General features: G+C 39.8%; 15 protein-coding genes, 1 pseudogene and 1 riboswitch. Of the genes and pseudogenes, 2 read left to right on the top strand and 14 right to left on the bottom strand.

Translation table 11 applies throughout. The features are described from left to right. Positions 1-10: 10 nt before the first annotated feature. The 9 genes from NYE63_RS14035 to NYE63_RS13995 all read right to left on the bottom strand — a co-directional run bounded on the left by NYE63_RS14035 (position 11) and on the right by NYE63_RS13995 (position 11,204). The gene (locus tag NYE63_RS14035) at positions 11-301 is read right to left on the bottom strand and encodes a tyrosine-type recombinase/integrase (RefSeq protein ID WP_342605764.1); all 291 of its coding nucleotides are present in this window, start codon (positions 299-301) and stop codon (positions 11-13) included. Between the two features lie 9 nt (positions 302-310). Further along, on the bottom strand, positions 311-673 hold the full coding sequence (locus NYE63_RS14030) for a site-specific integrase (RefSeq protein ID WP_342605620.1): 363 nt from the start codon (positions 671-673) through the stop codon (positions 311-313). 1,807 nt (positions 674-2,480) lie between these two features. After that, positions 2,481-3,458, bottom strand: a complete 978-nt coding sequence (locus NYE63_RS14025) for a nitronate monooxygenase (protein WP_342605619.1) — start codon at positions 3,456-3,458, stop codon at positions 2,481-2,483. A 72-nt stretch (positions 3,459-3,530) separates the two neighbouring features. Further along, positions 3,531-5,417 carry a sigma-54-dependent Fis family transcriptional regulator gene (locus NYE63_RS14020; protein ID WP_342605618.1) on the bottom strand — a complete coding sequence of 629 codons (1,887 nt, stop codon included), beginning with the start codon at positions 5,415-5,417 and terminating at the stop codon, positions 3,531-3,533. A 213-nt stretch (positions 5,418-5,630) separates the two neighbouring features. Continuing rightward, the gene (locus NYE63_RS14015; protein WP_342605617.1) at positions 5,631-6,407 is read right to left on the bottom strand and encodes an acetoin reductase; all 777 of its coding nucleotides are present in this window, start codon (positions 6,405-6,407) and stop codon (positions 5,631-5,633) included. 23 nt (positions 6,408-6,430) lie between these two features. After that, the gene (gene lpdA / locus NYE63_RS14010) at positions 6,431-7,813 is read right to left on the bottom strand and encodes a dihydrolipoyl dehydrogenase (protein ID WP_342605616.1); all 1,383 of its coding nucleotides are present in this window, start codon (positions 7,811-7,813) and stop codon (positions 6,431-6,433) included. A 17-nt stretch (positions 7,814-7,830) separates the two neighbouring features. After that, complete coding sequence (locus tag NYE63_RS14005; protein WP_342605615.1) at positions 7,831-9,048, bottom strand: dihydrolipoamide acetyltransferase family protein; 1,218 nt, start codon at positions 9,046-9,048, stop codon at positions 7,831-7,833. A 107-nt stretch (positions 9,049-9,155) separates the two neighbouring features. Continuing rightward, positions 9,156-10,190 (bottom strand): alpha-ketoacid dehydrogenase subunit beta, encoded by a 1,035-nt coding sequence (locus tag NYE63_RS14000; protein ID WP_076369227.1) that lies wholly within the window; start codon positions 10,188-10,190, stop codon positions 9,156-9,158. 21 nt (positions 10,191-10,211) lie between these two features. Then, a complete protein-coding gene (locus tag NYE63_RS13995; protein WP_342605614.1) occupies positions 10,212-11,204 on the bottom strand; it encodes a thiamine pyrophosphate-dependent dehydrogenase E1 component subunit alpha in 993 nt (330 codons plus the stop codon). 328 nt (positions 11,205-11,532) lie between these two features. Here NYE63_RS13995 and NYE63_RS13990 point away from each other — a divergent pair. Next, a pseudogene (locus NYE63_RS13990) lies at positions 11,533-11,724 on the top strand (transposase); the annotation flags it as partial. Positions 11,725-11,890: 166 nt separating this feature from the next. After that, positions 11,891-12,115: an alanine:cation symporter family protein gene (locus NYE63_RS13985; protein WP_342605613.1), complete on the top strand. Its 225-nt coding sequence runs from the start codon at positions 11,891-11,893 to the stop codon at positions 12,113-12,115. 493 nt (positions 12,116-12,608) lie between these two features. After that, positions 12,609-12,709, bottom strand: a riboswitch (glycine riboswitch). Positions 12,710-12,867: 158 nt separating this feature from the next. On the opposite strand, the gene speB is transcribed toward NYE63_RS13985, so the two are convergent. From speB to NYE63_RS13960, 5 genes are all read right to left on the bottom strand, one after another. Beyond that, entirely contained in the window at positions 12,868-13,857 is a 990-nt protein-coding gene (gene speB / locus NYE63_RS13980; protein ID WP_342605612.1) for an agmatinase, read from the bottom strand. 415 nt (positions 13,858-14,272) lie between these two features. Beyond that, positions 14,273-15,745 (bottom strand): aldehyde dehydrogenase family protein, encoded by a 1,473-nt coding sequence (locus NYE63_RS13975; RefSeq protein WP_342605611.1) that lies wholly within the window; start codon positions 15,743-15,745, stop codon positions 14,273-14,275. 183 nt (positions 15,746-15,928) lie between these two features. After that, entirely contained in the window at positions 15,929-17,110 is a 1,182-nt protein-coding gene (locus NYE63_RS13970) for an iron-containing alcohol dehydrogenase (protein ID WP_342605610.1), read from the bottom strand. Between the two features lie 83 nt (positions 17,111-17,193). Then, positions 17,194-18,666, bottom strand: a complete 1,473-nt coding sequence (locus NYE63_RS13965) for an aldehyde dehydrogenase family protein (protein ID WP_342605609.1) — start codon at positions 18,664-18,666, stop codon at positions 17,194-17,196. A gap of 137 nt (positions 18,667-18,803) precedes the next feature. After that, the gene (locus tag NYE63_RS13960; protein WP_342605608.1) at positions 18,804-20,198 is read right to left on the bottom strand and encodes an APC family permease; all 1,395 of its coding nucleotides are present in this window, start codon (positions 20,196-20,198) and stop codon (positions 18,804-18,806) included. Between the last annotated feature and the right edge of the window lie 92 nt (positions 20,199-20,290).

The following is a 20,290-nucleotide window of genomic DNA, read 5'->3' as shown; positions in this document are numbered from 1 at the left end:
CCAGCTCGTTCTATAATCTCTTTAAATATTTTTGCGATTCACGGGGATTTAATGGCTTATTTTTCTGATTATAAAAGATCTGTTCACTGTAATGTTTTTGTTGCTCTAAAAGAGTTTCTTTATAGTCTTGAAATAACGGTAAGACAATGGGATGAAGGGGGAGGAGGCGTTCTTTTCTCCCTTTTCCTCGAACTAAAATCGTTTGACTTTCTAAATTAACTTGCTCCCATGTTAAATCCACTAATTCTTGACGTCTCATTCCTGTTGTTGCGAGTAGTTTAAACATTAATTCATTTCTAATTCTTTGCGGTCACGGATCTTGTTCTAAATAGGCAAATAATTTTTGAAGCTCCTGTAAGGTCATATATTTAGGTAAATTCTTATCGGCTTTAGGTGCTTGAATACCTGCTGTGAAGTCAGACTTCATGTAATTTTCTTTTAAACAATATTTACTAAATGATTTTAAGCACGAAATGCGGCGTTGTATCGTTCTTGGCTTAATACTATGATTGATGACCAGATCTTGCACAAAACGACGGACACTGGACGATGTGTGTTCATCTAAATCTAATGATCGGTTGTTAGCAGTTAAAAACTCACCGTAGAGCTTTAAATCGAATGTGTAACTAGTTAAGGTGTTCAAGGAATAATTTTTCTCAACTTCTAAGTACACGAGATGATCATCCGAAGCTTGAACGGAATTTATAATTGGAATTATTCGGTCCAACCGAAGGAATCATGTTCGAAACCATTTATTATTATATGAGAACTAACCGACTTATAGGAAGAACCCTGAGAGTCATCGGAAGCAGCAATGAATGTTATAGTCAACTTGAGCCAAATTAGGGGACAATAATAATCTTAAGGGGAATATGAGGCTGTGAACATTTTCGTATGATTACATTTTATTCTAGTTTACATAATATATATTATAGGAAGTTGTATTTTTATCGTTAATTTTATCTCATATCTTAAGAATACTTAACTTAGTGAGACGAAATGCAAATTTTATAATTTATCCGCTACAATTATTTATTATTATCTTTTTATCTAATTACTCATTGTTAACTAATACTTTAAGTAAATATTGTTACGTTTATTTAGAAAAAAATTATTGGCATTAAATTTTGCTTGGATTTAAGCTAATTTCACAATGAGTTAAGTCCCACAATATTTAATTCTCAAATGTCAATTAAATTTCTCATTTTTATTCTCAATCGTAATTTATCTGTTAATTTAATTGCTAATATTTTTCGTTTTTGGCTATTTTGTTAGTTTACGTAATCACTTAATCATTTTAGTTCACTTATTATTTACTATACTTAGTCATTTGACTCTAAGTATCTCAAATCATTTTGTTGTATTAAGTATAATCTATATTATGTTTTCCCTTCATTTAAAAACGGGTGGCACCTTCACTTTCTTCCTTTTCTGTCCATTACATTAAGGACTGATACATATCCATTTGGCATGCTGTTGCTCTGAACCAATCAGCATTTTTCGATACAAAGAATTCGGATAAACCTTCTTTTGTTGTGTATGAAGATATAGACATGAAGTAAATAAACGATTCCCCCTTCAATACAAAAACGCCGCGCTGCTGAGACCCCTCTAATCTTTTTATTCATGTTGCTCATTTAAAATTCTATAGTTATCAAAACATTATGCTTATCTGACCTGATTTATCATTTTTATTATTCTGATATATAAAATATATGGCGATATGAGAAAAATCACGGGTTAACACTTCCGAAAAATTATATTAATATATTTTTACTGATGGCAACTCAAGGTTTTTCAGCTTAGAATTTCCGTTTTTTCTTCCTGAAAGTAATAATAGGCTCCTCTATTTAACAACATAATCTCTCTTTTAACTTATAACTGCCTATATCATCATAACCTTTAATAAATGTTGATCAATCCGCTCTATTTTAAACTTAATTTTAAGTAAAGATTGCGATTTTAAGGAACTGCTTTCATAATTGCAATAACATGCAGTGAATCAATAGGAAGCTGCCAAGGGTTATAAAGGCAAACCTTCAAATCGAATTTGTAAAAAAAACACTTCCTACCTTCAGCAATCAGTTCTTTGGTATCATGAGTGCAATTCATTTATCTGTAAATCGTAAAAGTCGATTTTTACATATAAATGAATTAAAAAGTTTCAGAAATCAAGGCAGATTATAAGTTAATGCCAGATGACAACATATTTTTATAAAACGGAATAATAATGTTATGTAAACTCTAATCACGAAATGTTGATAACCTATTTCTTTGGTTCTTTTACATGTGAAAGTCCTTATTAAGATGTTGAGGAAAGTTGGTTAGCAAGTTATTGATGAGTTATGCACCTTTTTACTTTCTTGAATGGGCATTTCGCGTTAGAGTTTCGATTAAACCCATTTTCCCTTCAACCTTATGTCTAATAGATAAAAAAGGAACACGAAATAGCACTTGATCTCATGTTCCTGATACGTTATTTATGTTCGTATGGATTCGATACGGCTTTGGATGAATTCGAACGAAGTTTTTGCTTCTTGGACGATTTGTGTTATTAGTTCATTGACGGTCAATATTTCTTTTATCAGTCCTACGGATTGACCGCATGACCAGATTCCTCCGTCTAAATTTCCCTCAAAGTATACTTTCTTGCTTCGTTGTCCCGTAATTAGTGGAATCAATTCCTCTATAGTGGCACCTTCATTTTCAAGTTTGTCCACTTCTTTACTGACGGCATTTAATGCTACACGCGATGGACTGCCTATATTCCATTGGATGACAACCGTATCCATTTCATTGGCCGATACCATCCACTGCTTCACGTTATCATGAATCGGCGCTTCTTGCGTTGCCATAAAGCGAGTTCCCATGACGATACCTTCCGCACCGAGTGACAAGGCACTAATAAGGCCCCTGCCATCCGAAAATCCCCCGCCGGCTATTACTGGTATAGTAACAGAGTCTACGACTCTAGGCAGCATGACAAGCGTTCCTACATCACCCATGCCAGGATGTCCGCCTGTTTCATTCCCTACAATGATAATGGCATCGACTCCTAATTTCTCTGCCGACACTGCGTTTTTGACGTTCGCTACCTTATGTATCACGGTAAAGCCGTGCTCTTTAAGTTTGGGCATTAAACTCTCTGGGCTTCGGCCACTCGTTTCAACAATTTTCACATCTTCGTCAATTAAAATATCGATGAACTCATCATTCGGGGTTGCCGTTTGACTTGGAAACAGGTTTAGGTTGACAGCAAAGGGCTTCTTGGTCAAAGTTTTCACTTTACGTATTTCATCTCGGAGACCTTCTGGTGTCACCTGTGTTTTTGAAGTGATGATACCTAGTCCCCCCGCTTCTGACACGGCGGCTGCGAGCGGGGCTCGGCCAACTTGAAACATCCCGCCGCAAATAATCGGATATTCAATCCCCAATAATTCAGTAATTCTTGTTTTCATTTGCCATACCCCTTTCTTTTTCCATGGATTTCTATCAATCTACTCTTCTTACATAATGTACACACGCCATGTCTATATACCATACTTATGGATCCGCTTATAAAATGTACTTCTTGGTATATCCATCAACTTTGCTGCAGCCGTTACATTTCCTCTTGATTTTTGTAATGCCTCTATCATTAGATCCCGTTGAATTTTTTCACGGATCGTCAGTTCATTTTCCTTAAAGCCTTTTTCACCAGGTTCCTCCCATGAAGGGAAATCATCATGCCGGGTAACGGGCTGTGAATGCATGGAATTCAATACTTTAACATAATCCAGAGGTCCTTCTGCAAGTAAGATGGTCAATCGCTGAAGTACATTTTGCAGTTCTCTAATATTGCCTGGCCAATTGTAATCCTTTAAACGATTCAATAATTCTTCCGTTAATGGAATATTCCAATTATTATTCGAACACAAGTAGTTAACTAGATAAGGAATGTCTTCAATCCTTTCCCTTAAGGGAGGTACATGAATGGGGTAAACGTTCAACCGATAGTATAAGTCTTTACGAAAGGACCCTTCGTTGACAAGCTCTTCAAGATTCCGGTGTGTTGCAGTGATAATGCGAATATCCAATGAAATGCTTTTTGTGCCACCGATCGGAACGATTTTTCTTTCCTGAAGTACACGCAGTAAGGCAACTTGCATCGCTGAAGGGATTTCACCAATTTCATCGAGAAAAATGGTCCCTCCATTTGCCTGCTCGAACTTCCCTTTGTGCCCTTGCCGTTTAGCCCCTGTAAAAGCACCATCAACATACCCGAATAATTCGCTCTCCATTAAATCTTTAGGTATGGCTCCGCAATTTATCGTGACAAACGGTCCTTTTTTACGTAATCCATTTTCATGAATAGCTTTGGCAATAAGCTCTTTCCCGACACCTGTTTCACCGGATATATACACATTGGCTTCTGTCGGTGCAACAAGCTTCACTTTATGTAATGTGTTATGAAAGGATTCACTATTCCCTCTTTCCCCTTTGAAGGTAAAACTTTCTGAAGGCATTGAAGCAGAAAAAAGCCTATTGGTTTCATGACCAAGATTTTCTGATAAGAATAAACACTTGCCGGAAATCCTATTATCTTCTTTGGATAGAAGCGGATTTTCCTTAACGATTCGATATCCATGATTTAATAGATCGGTCAACGCCATACCGATGGATTGAGGAATTTTTTTGCGAACCTGTTTACTGGAGGAGATTATCATTTCTTTATGATTACAGACGATAAAAGGTAAATCTGGATAGGTCTCTGCAAGTTCTATCGAGTGCTGGGTCAGTGCTAGCTCCTTCTTATAGGAACGCACTCCTATTTCCTGTTCGATCGTATACGCCAAATTGGCTACCATACCTAGCATGGAGGGATGGAAATATTCTACTGGACATGATATGTCCAAAACTCCTAATATCTTACCTTCTTCATTTAAAATGGGCATGGCAGAGCAACTCCATTTGTGTGAGGCAATTGAATAGTGCTCGGTACCCTGGATCATTACGGCTTCACCCGTTTTCAAAGCTGTTCCAATTGCGTTCGTTCCGACCTCACCCTCCGTCCAGCATACGCCCTCCACAAAATTTATTTTGCCTGCCTCATCGAGGATTTTCTCATTTCCGGAAAGTGAAAGGACATATCCATCCGGATCGACCAATAAAGCCATCATTCCAGATTCCTTTATCGATTGATTCATCCTAGATAATTGGGGTGATGCCACTTCTAATAGGAAGGAGTTTTTTTCTCTTTGAATATCCAATAATTCATTCGTCAAAATGTGTTTGCCTTTATTAAGGTATGGGTTGACTTGATCTTTTTTGCAGCGATGCCATGATTCCATTATTCGCTTGTTCAGACGACTTGAATCGAGAACCCCTTCACTGACAAAGCGTTCCCATGTACGTAGATAACAACTAGTGGATAGCATATAATCCTCCTCTAATCATTTGGTTTAAACCTTCATTTGACCAGTCAATCTAGAGGAAAAATACCATGGAGTATAAAATAGGATGTTAATCGAGGTCCATTTAATTATAGTGGATTATGTATCCGCTTACAATATATAGATTTAGTTTACACAAAAAGCATCATGTGATCATTCACACGATGCTTCTCCATCTAACAATAAAATGCGTTAGTTTTATGAAAATATAACCCCGCCATCAATCATGATGGATTGCCCTGTCATATAATCCGAATCGGGTGAAGCAAGGTAAGATACGAATTTCGCAACATCTTCTGGCGTTTCGGACCGTCCTAAGGTTATGGAATCTGTAAACTTTTTAAATGTTTCACCTTTAGCAAGATTCATATATTGACCCATTTTTTCATCGATTAAATCCCACATTTGCGTCCCGACAATTCCTGGACAGTATGCATTCACGGTAATTCCAAACTGGGCCAATTCCTGTGCTGCCGCTTGTGTAATGCCTCTTACGGCAAATTTTGTGGCCGAGTATGTACCTAGTAAACTAAAGCCTTTATAACTGGCGATGCTGGCAGCACTAATAATTTTCCCGCCTTCTTGCTTTTTCATTTGTTCAGCAGCGGCTTGCAGGCAAAAGAGGACACCATTTACATTTATATTGAAAATCAGTTCCAGATCCTCTTGAGTTACCTCCAATAGAGGCTTTATTTGAGCAATTCCTGCATTTGAAACCATAACGTCCAGTTGTCCAAAACGTTCCACAATTTGATCCACCATATCGAATACTTCCCGTCTATTGCTTACATCCGCTTTAACGGCAAAGCTTTCACGCCCAATTTCCCTGATCTCATTCACGACCGATTCAGCCGTATCCAGATTGACGTCGTTAATGACCACATTCAATCCATCTTGAGCTAATCTTAATGCAATGGCACGTCCGATGCCACGTCCTGCACCAGTGACTACCGCCGTCCGTTGACCGCTAGCCATACAAAAATCCCCCTTCTGGTTTTTTATGAATGCACAGCTTGACCTATAACGTTCAAAAAAGCTTCATGTATGGATTCCGACAAGGTTGGATGTGCCGCTACAAAATCTCCCATCATATCTGCCGTTATTTCTGCATGCAGCATGACCGTTCCTTGACCAATCAATTCTGTTGCATATTGACCAATAATGGAAAAACCTAGAATTTCATTATATTGTGGATCCACTAGGACTTTCACCTTTCCTTCCGGTTTATTGGAAAGGATTGCTTTCCCATTTGCCGAAAAAGCAAATTCACCAACTTTAATCTCGCCATATTTTTTTCGCGCTTCTTTTTCAGTCAAGCCTACACTAGCAATCTCCGGGGAGGTATAAATGCAGCGAGGGATTGCCCGGTAATTCACTTGTGCAAATCGACCACAGGCATTTAAAGCCGCCACTCGCCCTTCATGAAAAGCAACGTGGGCAAGTTGTATGCCCCCAATCACGTCACCACAAGCATAAATCGATGGATTGCTTGTTTGCATTCGATCATCCACCGAGATGCCAAGTCGGGAAAAATCAATATCGTTTTCCTCTAAGCCCATTTCATTCACTCTTGGTTTTCTCCCTATTGAAACGAGTACGTAATCAGCATATTGTTCTTCCAGTTCGCCATCGCTTTTCTCCAAAAATACCGTCTTACTGGTTGCATTGATGTTTTTGACAGATGTGGAGGTATGGACCGTTACGCCTTGGTTTTTCAATTCTCCATGCAGGATGCTCGTGATATCATCATCTTCCCCCGGAAGCAGCTTTTCCCCCATTTCGATAACGGTAACCTTGGTGCCCATCCTGCTATAAATACTGGCAAATTCACATCCAATGACTCCGCCTCCGACAATTAGCAGCGAATCGGGAATGGCAGGAAGTGACATGGCATGGCCACTGTGGATGATCCATTCACCATCAAACGGCGCAAAAGGTAAGGGAATCGGTTCGGACCCAGTTGAAATGATGATCTTACTGGCTTCAATCTCTTCATTTTTATTTCCGTTCTCGATCCGCAGTCGATGGCTCGTCAGGATAGACGCTCTTCCCTGAATGACTTTTATCTTATTCTTATTCATTAAATATCGAATACCATTCACTAGTTTAGATATGACATCTCTCTTTCGTTCCTGCACGGTATCCCAATCGACTTCAATCGAATTGGAGGGCAGGCGGATTCCCATATGCCCGGCATTTTTCACTAAGTCATACGTATCGGCACTTTTCAATAATGACTTCGTTGGCATGCATCCTTCGTTTAAACAGGTGCCCCCCAATGGCCCATCGACTACCAATATGACTTCCTTATCCTGCTGGGCAGCAGTGATTGCCGCTACATACCCTGCAGGACCGCCGCCTATAATAGCTATACGATTCAAGAGCTTTGCCTCCTTTTCTATAAAATCACGGTGATCGGTTCTTCTAAATACCGTTTTAGTGTTTGTAAAAAGGCAGCAGCGGGTGCCCCGTCAAGTACACGGTGATCAAAAGTTAAACTGAGTGGCAAGATCGTTCTCTTCTCCAATTCTTCGCCAATATAACGCGGGGTATCATAAGCAGAGCCAATTCCAAGTATCCCCGTTTCCGGTGTATTGAGAATCGGTGTAAAATGCTCAACATCATATGCCCCAAGGTTACTGATTGTAAAAGTGGACCCTTGCATGTCTTCGATGGGCAATTGACCGTCACGTGCACACCGGGCCAATTCCTTACCCTTTTTCGATAACTGCCTTAGGGTACAATTTTCGGCATTTCTAATGACAGGAACAACGAGCCCCTTCTCCAAGGCCACCGCTAATCCAAGATGGATATGCTCATTCAAAATGATGTTATCTTCAATATAAGCACTATTCATTTTAAGATGCTCTTTAAGTGAAAGCACGACAGCCTTTGCAACAAAGTCCGTTATAGTCAATTTAGTTGATTCCTGTTTTTGTAGCGTTTCAGTAGCCTGTTTTTGCAAAAATACTAGATCAGTGACATCAACTTTCATCGTTAGAGTTAATTGGGCACTGCTTTGTAAGCTCTCCTTCATACGTCTGGCAATGATTTTCCTCATTCCGGTAACAGGGATCTGCTGCGGACTCTCTAAAGTAGGTTGAGGGGAAACTATTCTTTCTTCTGTATTTACCGACATGGAATCCCTTTTTCCAATAATTTTCTGTACATCTTCTTTAGTGATTCTTCCACCTGGCCCGGTGCCTTGAATCTTCTCAATGTCAAGATTCGCTGCCTGTGCCATTTTTCGCGCAACCGGGGTGATCATCAGTCGATCTCCCAGTGGCAAATTGGGTGACTCTTTTGTTTTCGGCTTTTCTTGTTCAACAATTTTCGACTGAGTTTGTTCAGCAACATGATCATCGATTATTTTTTCATTCGGATTTCCGATATGACAGATAACGGTTCCTGGAGGTACTCCTTGTCCTTCTTGAACAGCTATATTCAGAATCGTACCTTCCGCTGGCGATTCAATATCCATTTCTATTTTCTCTGAATTGATGCTGGCTATTGGTTCACCTTTTTCGACTGGATCCCCAACAGCCTTACTCCACAACGAAACAGTGCCTTCTTTCATTGCCATGCCCAATTTCGGCATTACTACTTCAACAGCCATATCTTTTTTCTCCCTTCAGATTGGTTTCTGTGTCCATCATTGGTTTTGTTGCTCCAACTTTTGCCGTTCTATGCGAAAAAGCTGGAGCATGCATCATATTGATTTAATTACACCCCAAGAATGGAAGGCTCTCCTAATAATTCTGAAACGACTTGTATCACTTTTTCTGATGTTGGAAGGTAAATATCTTCTAGCGGTGGAGAAAAAGGTACAGGTGTATGTGGTGCCGTAATCCTCTTGATTGGCGCATCGAGCGTGTCAAATCCCTTATCAGCCACCAGTGCGGCAATATCGGTTGCGACGCTGCATCTTGGGTTCGCTTCATCAATCACGATTAAACGATTTGTTTTTGCCACAGAGTTGAGAATCGATTCTTCATCCAATGGTGACAAGCTCCGCGGGTCGACAATCTCGACTTCAATGCCTTTAGCAGTAAGTTTTTCAGCAGCCTCCATCGCGGTGTGAACTTGTTTACCGATGGCAACGACCGTCAAATCCGAGCCTTTCCTTTTAATTTCAGCTTTGCCGATTGGGATTGTATAGTAGCCTTCCGGAACCTCCCCAACCATGTTGTATAGCGTTTTATCTTCAAAAAAGATGACGGGATCATTATCTTCTATGGCTGAAAGTAAGAGCCCTTTTGCGTCATAGGGGGAAGAGGGAACAACGACCTTCAATCCAGGAATGCTAGTGAACAAGGCATAAAGGCTTTGTGAATGCTGTGCTGCAGCCCTGAAGCCTGCACCATGCATCGTACGGATCGTCACGGGAACCTGTGCTTTTCCCCCAAACATATAGCGGAACTTTGCACCTTGATTCAATACTTCATCCAAACAGCTGCCAATGAAATCGTTGAACATTAACTCGGCAATCGGTCGTAAGCCTGTCGAAGCGGCTGCCATGGCCGCTCCCATATATCCTGCTTCCGCAATGGGTGTATCAAGAATTCTATCCCGGCCAAACTCTTGAACCAATCCTTTTGTGACACCTAAAACACCACCCCATGCTTCGTCATCCTGTAAATGATCGACCTCAGCACCGCCGGCTACATCTTCTCCCATAAGGATGACATTTTCATCTTTTCTCATTGCCATGGCCATTGCTTCATTTATTGCTTGTGACATACTGATTTTTCTACTCATCTCAATTCCTCCTTTTATAGTTTAATAGGATACATAAACATCGTTTAATAAATCGGATGCCTCTGGATACGGGCTATCTTCACTGAATTTAACTGCCTGTTTAATAGATTCCTCAACGGCACTCTCAAGAGAAATCAGTTCTTTTTCCGCCAGCAGATTCTGATTGAGTAAGTAATTCCTAAACAGGGCAATCGCATCTTTCTCTTGTTTATGCTCCTTTTTGTCTTGTTCTTTTTTATATTTCTGTGCATCTCCCTCGAAGTGTCCATAATTACGATAAGTAACGCATTCGATCAATGATGGGCCCTCTCCCCTGCGAGCTCTCTGAACGGCTTCTTCAGCAGCCTTATACACAGCCAATACATCTTTCCCATCCACTCGGACACCCGGGATATTGTAGCTTATCGCACGATCGGCTATCGTTTTACAGCTTGAAGCATAGTTGAAAGGCGTGGCTTCCCCATACCCATTATTTTCAGCAATGAATATAACGGGTAGCTTCCAGATTGCCGCCAGATTTATCCCTTCATGGAATGTCCCATGATTATTGGCACCATCACCAAAAAAACAAACACTAACATGATCGGTCTTTTTGTATTTCGCAGTTAATGCTGCACCGCATGCGAGCGGAAAGCCTCCACCAACTATCCCGTTTGCACCTAACATCCCCTTATCCAAATCGGCAATATGCATGGAACCGCCTTTTCCCTTGCAAAGCCCTGTCACTTTCCCATAGATTTCAGCCATCATCCCGTTAAGGTCACATTCTTTTGCAATACAGTGGCCATGCCCCCTGTGAGTGCTTGTAATGCTGTCCTTTTCAGAAAGGTGAGCACATACTCCTACAGCTACCGCTTCTTCCCCAGCATACAAATGGACAAAACCTGGTAAAATCCCCTTAGCAAAAGATTCATGAACTTGGTCTTCGAATTTTCTGATTTCCAGCATTTTTTTGTACATCCAATAAGCCTTGTCCTCTGATAACTTTATTTCATTCGATTGAACCGTTTCCATTTTTTAGCCCCCAATCATTAATAATGTGTCATTCTTTATATTGATATTGCAAATGCCGTGCCAAGATGGGAGGTCGGTAAAATTAGGATTTTATCTATTTTCAGTCGAGACAAAACGAGACAAAATGAGATTGTTGTCTCGTTTTGTCTCGTTTTTTTTAAATATACTATCCTAGTTCACTTATCACTGAAGTGAAAAGATGGTTTGAATGTGGAGGCAGCCTGTTTAAGGAATAAGCTCTTTATGCACCATTTATTTAGGTGTCAGTACTTACTAACATGAAATTTGTAAGTAAGGGAGAAATAGAAAACTTAACAGGAATTCGACCTCGGTCGTATTAGACTCTACTAGTCATTGTCATACACCAGTTGTTCAGCAATTCGAGGAAAGAGATGATTTACTAATTATCATTAACCCACTTGTCTTATAGCGAGAAAAGAGCTCATCTCTACGAAAAGTAAAGACAGATGTGATTGATGCTTGCTATCTCTGCGAGCTGTATAATAAAGTAGATTTGGAGCCAATACCTAATATACCGTTCAATCAAATCTTTTTCGCTATCATAGATATTAAAATATGGATTAAAAGATTGAATAATATTTAATGAATTAAAGTTATCATTTATCTCAATAAAAACGTTTCTAACCATTTTAGATATATTTGATCCGAATTTTGGCGGGATTAAAATGATTGCAAAAGCTTCTGTTGTCATCGTCCCTATTATGGCAGGAGCATACGTGTTAGTAGCGTTGATTATTATCGTCGTCATGAATGTTACCGAGTTACTGAGTGTTTTTGTTTTAATCTTTGAAAGTGCATTTGGATTAAGGGAAGTGGCTGGCGGAGCACTAGGCGCTGTAATGTTGCAAGTAATCAAGAGGGTCTATTTTCAAATGAAGCCGGATGGGTAGTGCCCCTATTGCTGGTGCGACTGCAGATGTCAGTCATCCCGTTAAACAAGGACTCAATCAGTCTCTAGGTGTTTTTTATCGATACGCTTGTCATTTGTAGTTCGACAGCCTACATCATTTTGTTTTCAGGCCTGTATATATCGAAGGAAACAGATGATTTCATCCTTACACAAAATAGACTTGATACGATATTAGGATCTTGGGCAGGCATTTTGGTTTGCCATTATCGTACTGTTATTCACATTTAGTTCCATTGCTGGCAACTACTATTATGGAAAATCGATATCAATGAAAATACAGTTTGGTTACACATATATACAATACAAATCGTTACCAATGGAGCCTAAATAGAATGGCTCCCGCACAAAGCAAAAAAGGACAGAAAAGAGTAATGGCAACATTCCCTTCTCTGTCCTTTTAACTGAGAGTTTAACTCTATGCTAAAAAGAGTTTTCCCAATGGTGGCGTTTTATAAACGCGCTCCCCAGAGTTGCGTCCTATTATGTTTCTTTTACCTGAGAGATTTGTTCCAGGTTTTATTTGGAACTTGCTCCTTCGTTGGCTGTCTACATTGCACTCTCCCACAATCGTCATCCTCTATACTTTTTTAGATACTCAATATACTCAAAATAAACAATTATTTACATAATTTTTTTATGATATCGCCTCTATATTTATACATATTTAGGAAACTAAGAGGAAAATCACTTTATATCAGCAAACGCTTTCAAATTTAACAGACTAATGCTTCTTTATGAATTTCTTCTCTTGATGATCGCTGATTGCAGCCTGTTTTTCTCTTTTTCTTTTAAAACATAACTAAGTAAGTCTAATGAGAGGCGCGCTGCCACTTGTCCAGTTATTCCAGTATGATCGTAAGGTGTAGCTACTTCTACCATATCAAAACCGATTACTTCTCCTCTTTTTGCAATTCCATGGAGTAATTCGTTGACTTCATCATAAAGCAGGCCTCCAGGAGAAGGTGTGCCTGTCGCAGGGGCGATTGATGGGTCGAGGCCATCAATGTCCATGGTAATATAATATTTTTCACCTGCTGGAATAAGTTCCAGAACTTGTTCAAATCCCATCTTTCTCATTTGGCGGGGAGACAAGATGACACTTCCGTATTCTCTGGCAGCATCAACATCTTCTTTTTTACTGCTGCTGATTCCACGAATGCCCAATTGGAAAATCTTTTGAACATGATTCATTTCAGATAAGCGGCGGATGCAGCTTCCATGTCCAACCCGCATTCCTGAACGGTGATCTGCCCAGTCTAAATGCGCATCAATCTGGATCACATGAAATGGCCCGAGTTCATCCAAGCCCTTTCCTACTGGAATTGTAATGGAATGATCTCCACCTAAAACAACCGGCATTGCACCTTTTGAAACGATTTTTCGAATGGCTTCTTCCGTATTATCATGGGATTGCATCATATCCCCATGTACCATGTCTACATCACCGCAATCAACAACTTTCCATTTAGGGCCAAGATACATGATATCATTTTCAATATCATAGGCTCCATCTAACCCGAAACTATATAATGTAGAGCCTTCACGAATTCCTCTTGGACCCATTCTTGCGCCTGACTTCCATTGTGTTCCCATATCATTTGGAACTCCAATGACAGCTACATCTGCATCTAGCTGGTCTAGATCAGGACATACGGGATATTTCCCGAAAGTACAGATTCCGGTAAAAGGTAAATTAAGGTGTTGTTTTTCATTATTCGACATGTACGTTGCCTCCCACTTGTATTACGTTCTCGATAATATACGTATGCTTCATGCCAACCTATAAAACTAGGAGTCAATAATGACTACTAGGAACCAACATATTTTCTGATTACTCGATTTTTCTTAGTAAACGCCACTGAGAAAGAGCTCGGAGAATATAATTCATATACTATGCTGTCTTATTAGGTCTTAAAAAAGACAAATCTTGATGAACTGGTCTTTTACTCGTAAAATAATCAAGTAGGCTGACAGCTTTCTTTCTGTTAAAGCCCATCTCCAGAATTAATATTTGAAAATTATTAAATTTTAAAATATTGGCAAATTCAAAAAAATGCATCCTCTATTATTAGTCAAAAATTTCTTCGATGTAGCATTACTCACTCTCTTTTACTCATTTATCTCTACTTCTCCATTTTTAATGATCAAACCACTTGGTTGGCTCCACTTCTAAATTAATGTTGATTTGTTTTACCTCACTAAACTCATCTAAACCAAAAGTTCCTAACCCCCGGCCAATTCCGCTCTGCTTGTAGCCTCCCCACGGTGCTTCGTTGTAGGCTAGATTGTAGGCATTAATCCATGTAATTCCGGCTTTTATTTTCTTAATCACTCTTAATGCCTTCGCACCGTCTTGGGAAAATACACCTGCTGCGAGGCCATATGGGGTATCATTCGCAAGCTGGATGGCTTCTGCTTCATCTTTAAACTTTTGCACAGTCAGTACCGGACCGAATATTTCTTCCTGAACAATTCTCATGTCAGGTTTAGTGTCAACAAATATCGTCGGCTCAACAAAATAGCCATTTTCAAGCCCATCGCTTGTGATACGCTTGCCTCCGCAGGCTAGTTTCGCCCCTTCTTCTATACCTAGTTGAATATAGTTGAGCACCTCATTCATATGGTCTTCACTGACAAGCGCCCCCATTTCTGTAGACGGTTGATCGCCAGGGCCGACCCGGATTTTTTTCGCCTTCTCTACCAGTCTCTCGATAAACTTGTCATGAATTCTCTCTTCAAGCAGTAAACGAGATCCTGCATTACAAACTTGGCCGGAATTGACAAAAATTCCATATAAAGCATAATCCACGGCTGTTTCAAAATCTGCATCAGCGAAAACAATATTAGGTGACTTGCCACCTAATTCAAGTGCAATATTTTTAATATTTCCAGCTGCTGTTTTCATGATGTTTCTGCCTGTTTCTGTGCTGCCAGTGAACGAAACCATATCGACTTTATCGCTTTCCGCTAGTTCATTTCCTACTGTTCCCCCGCCGCCCATAACTAGGTTGGCAACGCCATCCGGTATGCCGACTTCTTGGATAATCTCAAATAATTTAACAGTCGTAATCGGAGTGATCCCGGCTGGCTTAAACACAATCGTATTTCCTGCAGCAAGGGAAGGGGCAATTTTCCAGGCTCCTGTCAGTAAAGGGAAATTCCATGGAGCGATTAGTCCGCATACCCCTACCGGCTCCCGAACAACCATAGCCTGTACAGGACCGGAAACCGGGTATGTTTGTCCATCGGGTTTAGTGACTAAACCGGCATAATATCGAAAACAATCCACTGCATCCGCAATGTCAAATTCCGCTTCTCTAAGAGGTTTTCCGGTATTCGCTGTTTCAAGCTGGCTAAGCTCAGATGCACGTTCTTCAAGTGTCTCTGCTATTTTAAATAGGTAGGAAGCCCGTTCTGAAGCTGGCAGATCTGACCAAATCCCGGAATCAAATGCGGTTCTCGCCGCATCAATGGCCATTCGGGTATCTTCTGCATTTCCCTTAGGAGCCTCTGCAATGAACTTGCCGTTTGCAGGGTTTACAACTTGACTATTTTGTTTACTTAAAGAATCCATCCATTCACCGTTTATGAACATTTTCAGATTTAACACTGTAAAAACACCTCCAGTTTTTATGTAAGCCATGGTGGCCGCCCAATTAAAACTCCTAATCAAGCTGACCACCGATTCAACAACTCTTAATCCACATGAACACTTAATAACTCGACACATCTTCATTCCATCGAAGAACATTTAGAATTGGTCATGTCAAATTTTCTAAATCTATCTATATAGTTAAATTAATGTTGTGTTTTTCGCCTCATAAGTCTTTTGGAATAATGCCAAATAATCTTCGCGTGTCACTTTTCTTGAATTCGTCTGTGTACATAAATGAACTGCTGCTCCTTCAGCAAGGAATGGGAAATCTTCAGGATTGACATTATTTAAATCTCGAAAATCAGGAATGCCAATTTTACGAGCAAGCTCTTTTAACAATACAACACCTTCATAGGCAGTTTCTTCAATTGTTTTACCTTCTTTATTTGCTCCAAGTTTTTCAGCTACAATTGCATGCTTTTCAGGGTTTGAAGGAATATTAAATTCAAAAACATGTGGAAGAAAGATAGAATTTGCTACCCCATGTGGAGTATCATAAAGACCTCCAAGTGGTTCAGCCATAGCATGTACAGCACCAAGATCCGCGTGATTAAATGCCATACCTGCAATTAAACTGGCTACAAGCATATTTTTCCGTCCTTCTAAGTCGTTCCCATTTTCTACAGCTAACGGAAGGTACTTAGCAATTAATTCAATTGAATAAAGACTGAGAGCATCGGAAATGGGTTCAGAAATATTGCTGGTATAAGCTTCGATAGCATGTGTAAGTGCATCCATTCCAGTAGCAGCAGTAATAGATTTAGGCAGAGTTAGAGTTAATTCAGGATCCAAAATTGCTAGTTTCGGAGCCAATCTAATGTCAAGTATAGCCTCTTTCTGTTTTGTAACTGTATCTGTAATGACAGAACCTGTTGTAACTTCACTACCAGTACCTGAAGTTGTAGGAATACAAATAAGTGGAGTGATTTCTCGCTCTAGTAAATTTACACCGTAACGCTCTCTAAGCTCTCCTCCATGGGTTAAAAGTGTACCAATTGCTTTGGCTGTATCCATTGAACTTCCTCCGCCAAGACCAATCAAAAGATCTATTTCCTCGTCTTTAAATTGCTCATAGGCTCTTTGACAATCTACATCTTTTGGATTAGGAGTAATTTCATCAAAAACAATATAATTGATACCTTCTTGGTCTAACGAATCTATAACCTTTTGCAAAATTCCAGTTTGTGCTAGTCCTTTATCGGTAATAACAAGAGCCTTTTTTCCTCCTAGCTCTTTTGCTCTTTTCCCAATATTTTTAACTTTTCCGCCTCCAAACTCTATAGAGGTAGGAATATTGAAATTAAAATCCCAGATCATCATTAATTTCCCCTTTCAATTTTTCAAATAGTGTAATAGTATAGTGACTCACTCTCTTTTACTCTTTTATATCTACTTTTCCATTTTTAATGATCAAACCACTTAGTTGGCTCTACTTCTAAATTAATGTTAATTTGTTTTACCTCACTAAACTCATCTAACCCAAAAGTTCCTAACCCCCGTCCAATTCCGCTCTGCTTGTATCCTCCCCACGGTGCTTCATTGTAGGCTAGATTGTAGGCATTAACCCATGTAATTCCGGCTCTTATTTTCTTAATTACTCGTAAAGCCTTCGCACCGTCTTGTGAAAATACACCTGCTGCGAGGCCATATGGGGTATCATTCGCAAGCTGGATAGCTTCCGCTTCATCTTTAAATTTTTGCACGGTAAGTACTGGCCCGAATATTTCTTCCTGAACAATTTTCATGTCAGGTTTAGTGTCAACAAATATCGTCGGCTCAACAAAATAGCCATTTTCAAGCCCGTTGCTTGTGATACGTTTGCCGCCGCAGACTAATTTCGCCCCTTCTTCTATGCCAAGTTGAATATATTGGAGTACCTTATTCATATGTGCTTCACTGACAAGGGCACCCATTTGTGTAGACGGTTGATCGCCAGGGCCGACTCGGATCTTTTTCGCTTTCTCTATCAATCTATCGATAAACTTGTTGTGTATGCTCTCTTCAAGCAGTAAACGAGATCCTGCATTACAAACTTGGCCGGCGTTGACAAAAATCCCATATAAAGCATAATCCACGGCTGTCTCAAAATCCGCATCGGCGAAAACGATGTTAGGTGACTTGCCGCCTAATTCGAGTGCAATGTTTTTAATATTTCCAGCTGCTGCTTTCATGATGCTTCTGCCTGTCGATGTACTGCCAGTGAACGAAACCATATCAACTTTATCGCTTTCCGCTAGTTCATTTCCTACTGTTGCACCACCACCCATAACTAGATTTGCAACGCCATCCGGTATGCCAACTTCTTCGATAATCTCAAATAATTTAGTAGTCGTAATCGGAGTAACCTCGGATGTTTTAAACACAATCGTATTTCCTGCAGCAAGGGCAGGGGCTATTTTCCAAGCTCCAGTCAGTAAAGGAAAATTCCATGGAGCAATCAGTCCACATACCCCCACAGGCTCTCGAACAACCATGGCCTGTACAGGACCGGAAACAGGATACGTTTGGCCGTCCGGTTTAGTGACTAAACCGGCATAATAACGAAAACAATCCGCTGCATCCGCAATGTCAAACTCTGCTTCTTTAAGAGGTTTTCCGGTATTGGCTGTTTCAAGTTGGCTAAGCTCAGATGCATGTTCTTCAATTTTCTCTGCTATTTTAAATAAATAGGAAGCCCGTTCCGAAGCTGACAGGTCTGACCAAATCCCGGAATCAAACGCGGTTCGTGCCGCATCAATGGCCATCCGGGCATCTTCTGCATTTCCGTTGGGAGCCTCCGCAATGATCTTGCCGTTTGCGGGGTTAACAACATTACTCTTTTGTTTACTCAAAGAATCCATCCACTCACCGTTTATAAACTTTTTCAGCTTTAACAATTTGAAAAAACCTCCTGTTCGTTATTCTTACTTTAACGATCTCGCCTTAAAAATAGATAACGCTTTCATTTTTCTTTATTTTCAAAATATTCATCCCTCTTTTAGTTACATATACTTACTTCAGTGTAAAAAAAGGATTAAAAGTCTTCTACCTTTTGGGAAAGAATTTTTTCATTCATATCTTCTACCTCTTGAGGAATGGTCTCTTCATCAAAATGAAACTCTGGAAGAGGCTTGCGAAAAAATTTTGTCATGTAAAGAAGATATGCCAAGCCGCATGCGACCCAGATGCCTCCAAGGATCAAAGCCTCTATTTCTAAATATGACCATAACCACATAGTGAATGCTGCACCTATGAGCGGTAAAAATAAATACCGTATGCAGTCGTTAAAAGAACGTTTCTGATTTCTAATAAAATAATGGGCGATGACAGATAGATTAACGGATGTAAAAGCAATGAGCCCTCCAAAATTGATAAACTTGATGACTTGCTCCAAGGTCAACAAAATACCTAGTAAAGAAACTGTGCCTATCACGATAATGCCGTGTGACGGTGTATTAAATTTGGGATGAATATAACCAAATAGATTTTTAGGCAATACAGAATCCCGTCCCATGGCATATAACACACGTGATGCGCTTGTAATTGCAGCAACTCCCGAAGAAAAGTTCCCAACAATTACTCCAGTAATAAATAATGATTTAAATACGTTTCCTCCTACAAGTATCGCGATTTCCATGGCTGCAGAATCAGGGTGTTCGAATGTAAAGCCTGGCTGCACCAATTGTGCTAAATAGGAAGAGCCAATGTACAAGACCCCTGTAAACAAAAGCATTATGATAATAGCTTTTGGGATCGTTTTTTCGGGATTAATTGTTTCTTCTGACAAGGTAGTAAGTGAGTCAAAACCAAGGAAACTAAAACAAAGAATCGAAGCTCCTGCTAAGATAACGGACAAGGGAACATCTGAATTTAACAATGGTTTACTTGAGAAAAGAGTGCCTGTCCCTACTCCTTCTAATAAACTTTTGACGGTTAATAGCCAGAAAAAACAAACGAAAATGATTTGAGCAATAACAAAAATTTTACTTGTGGATGCTGATATCGTTACACCTAGTATGCTCGGTACCACTATGATAGCAGTCAAAAGAATAATCCACACATAATGCGGAATCCCCGGAAACACTGCATTTAAAAAGACAGTGGACATCAAGCACGTCACCATAGGTGTTAAAATATAATCAAGCATAATTGTCCAACCTACAAGAAACCCAACTTCAGAATTAATAGACTTTTGAGTAAATGTATAAGCTGAACCTGAGATAGGATATGCCTTTGCCATCTTTCCGTAGCTGAGGGCTGTAAACAGTATCGCTAGAAATGCAATAATGTACGCACCCGTAATTACACCATGTGAGGTTACGGTAGCTATTCCATAGGTATTAAAAAATACCATGGGGTTATTCCAAGCAATTCCTAAAAAAACAACCTGTGACAAAGTAAGCGTTCTAACAAGCTTCTTTCTTTCCATAATCAGCTCCCTCCTATTGATAAAGAATACTCAGAAGTTTTAGAATATTTTGTATCTTGATTATAAAGGTTTTTGTTACACAAAGGTCAATA

This window comes from Peribacillus sp. FSL E2-0159 (assembly GCF_038643155.1).
Classification (GTDB): Bacteria; Bacillota; Bacilli; order Bacillales; family DSM-1321; genus Peribacillus; species Peribacillus simplex.
The sequence above is the reverse complement of the archived record's forward strand: the minus strand, read 5'-3'. Positions and strand labels throughout refer to the sequence as shown.

What these genes read in the sequence shown, in the direction of transcription:
- NYE63_RS13960 (WP_342605608.1), bottom strand. Translation starts at nt 20,198, where the DNA reads ATGGAAAGAAAGAAGCTTGTTAGAACGCTTACTTTGTCACAGGTTGTT.
- NYE63_RS14005 (WP_342605615.1), bottom strand. Translation starts at nt 9,048, where the DNA reads ATGGCTGTTGAAGTAGTAATGCCGAAATTGGGCATGGCAATGAAAGAA.
- speB (WP_342605612.1), bottom strand. Translation starts at nt 13,857, where the DNA reads ATGTCGAATAATGAAAAACAACACCTTAATTTACCTTTTACCGGAATC.
- NYE63_RS13970 (WP_342605610.1), bottom strand. Translation starts at nt 17,110, where the DNA reads ATGATGATCTGGGATTTTAATTTCAATATTCCTACCTCTATAGAGTTT.
- NYE63_RS13985 (WP_342605613.1), top strand. Translation starts at nt 11,891, where the DNA reads ATGATTGCAAAAGCTTCTGTTGTCATCGTCCCTATTATGGCAGGAGCA.
- NYE63_RS14025 (WP_342605619.1), bottom strand. Translation starts at nt 3,458, where the DNA reads ATGAAAACAAGAATTACTGAATTATTGGGGATTGAATATCCGATTATT.
- NYE63_RS14015 (WP_342605617.1), bottom strand. Translation starts at nt 6,407, where the DNA reads ATGGCTAGCGGTCAACGGACGGCGGTAGTCACTGGTGCAGGACGTGGC.
- NYE63_RS14000 (WP_076369227.1), bottom strand. Translation starts at nt 10,190, where the DNA reads ATGAGTAGAAAAATCAGTATGTCACAAGCAATAAATGAAGCAATGGCC.
- NYE63_RS14020 (WP_342605618.1), bottom strand. Translation starts at nt 5,417, where the DNA reads ATGCTATCCACTAGTTGTTATCTACGTACATGGGAACGCTTTGTCAGT.
- NYE63_RS13995 (WP_342605614.1), bottom strand. Translation starts at nt 11,204, where the DNA reads ATGGAAACGGTTCAATCGAATGAAATAAAGTTATCAGAGGACAAGGCT.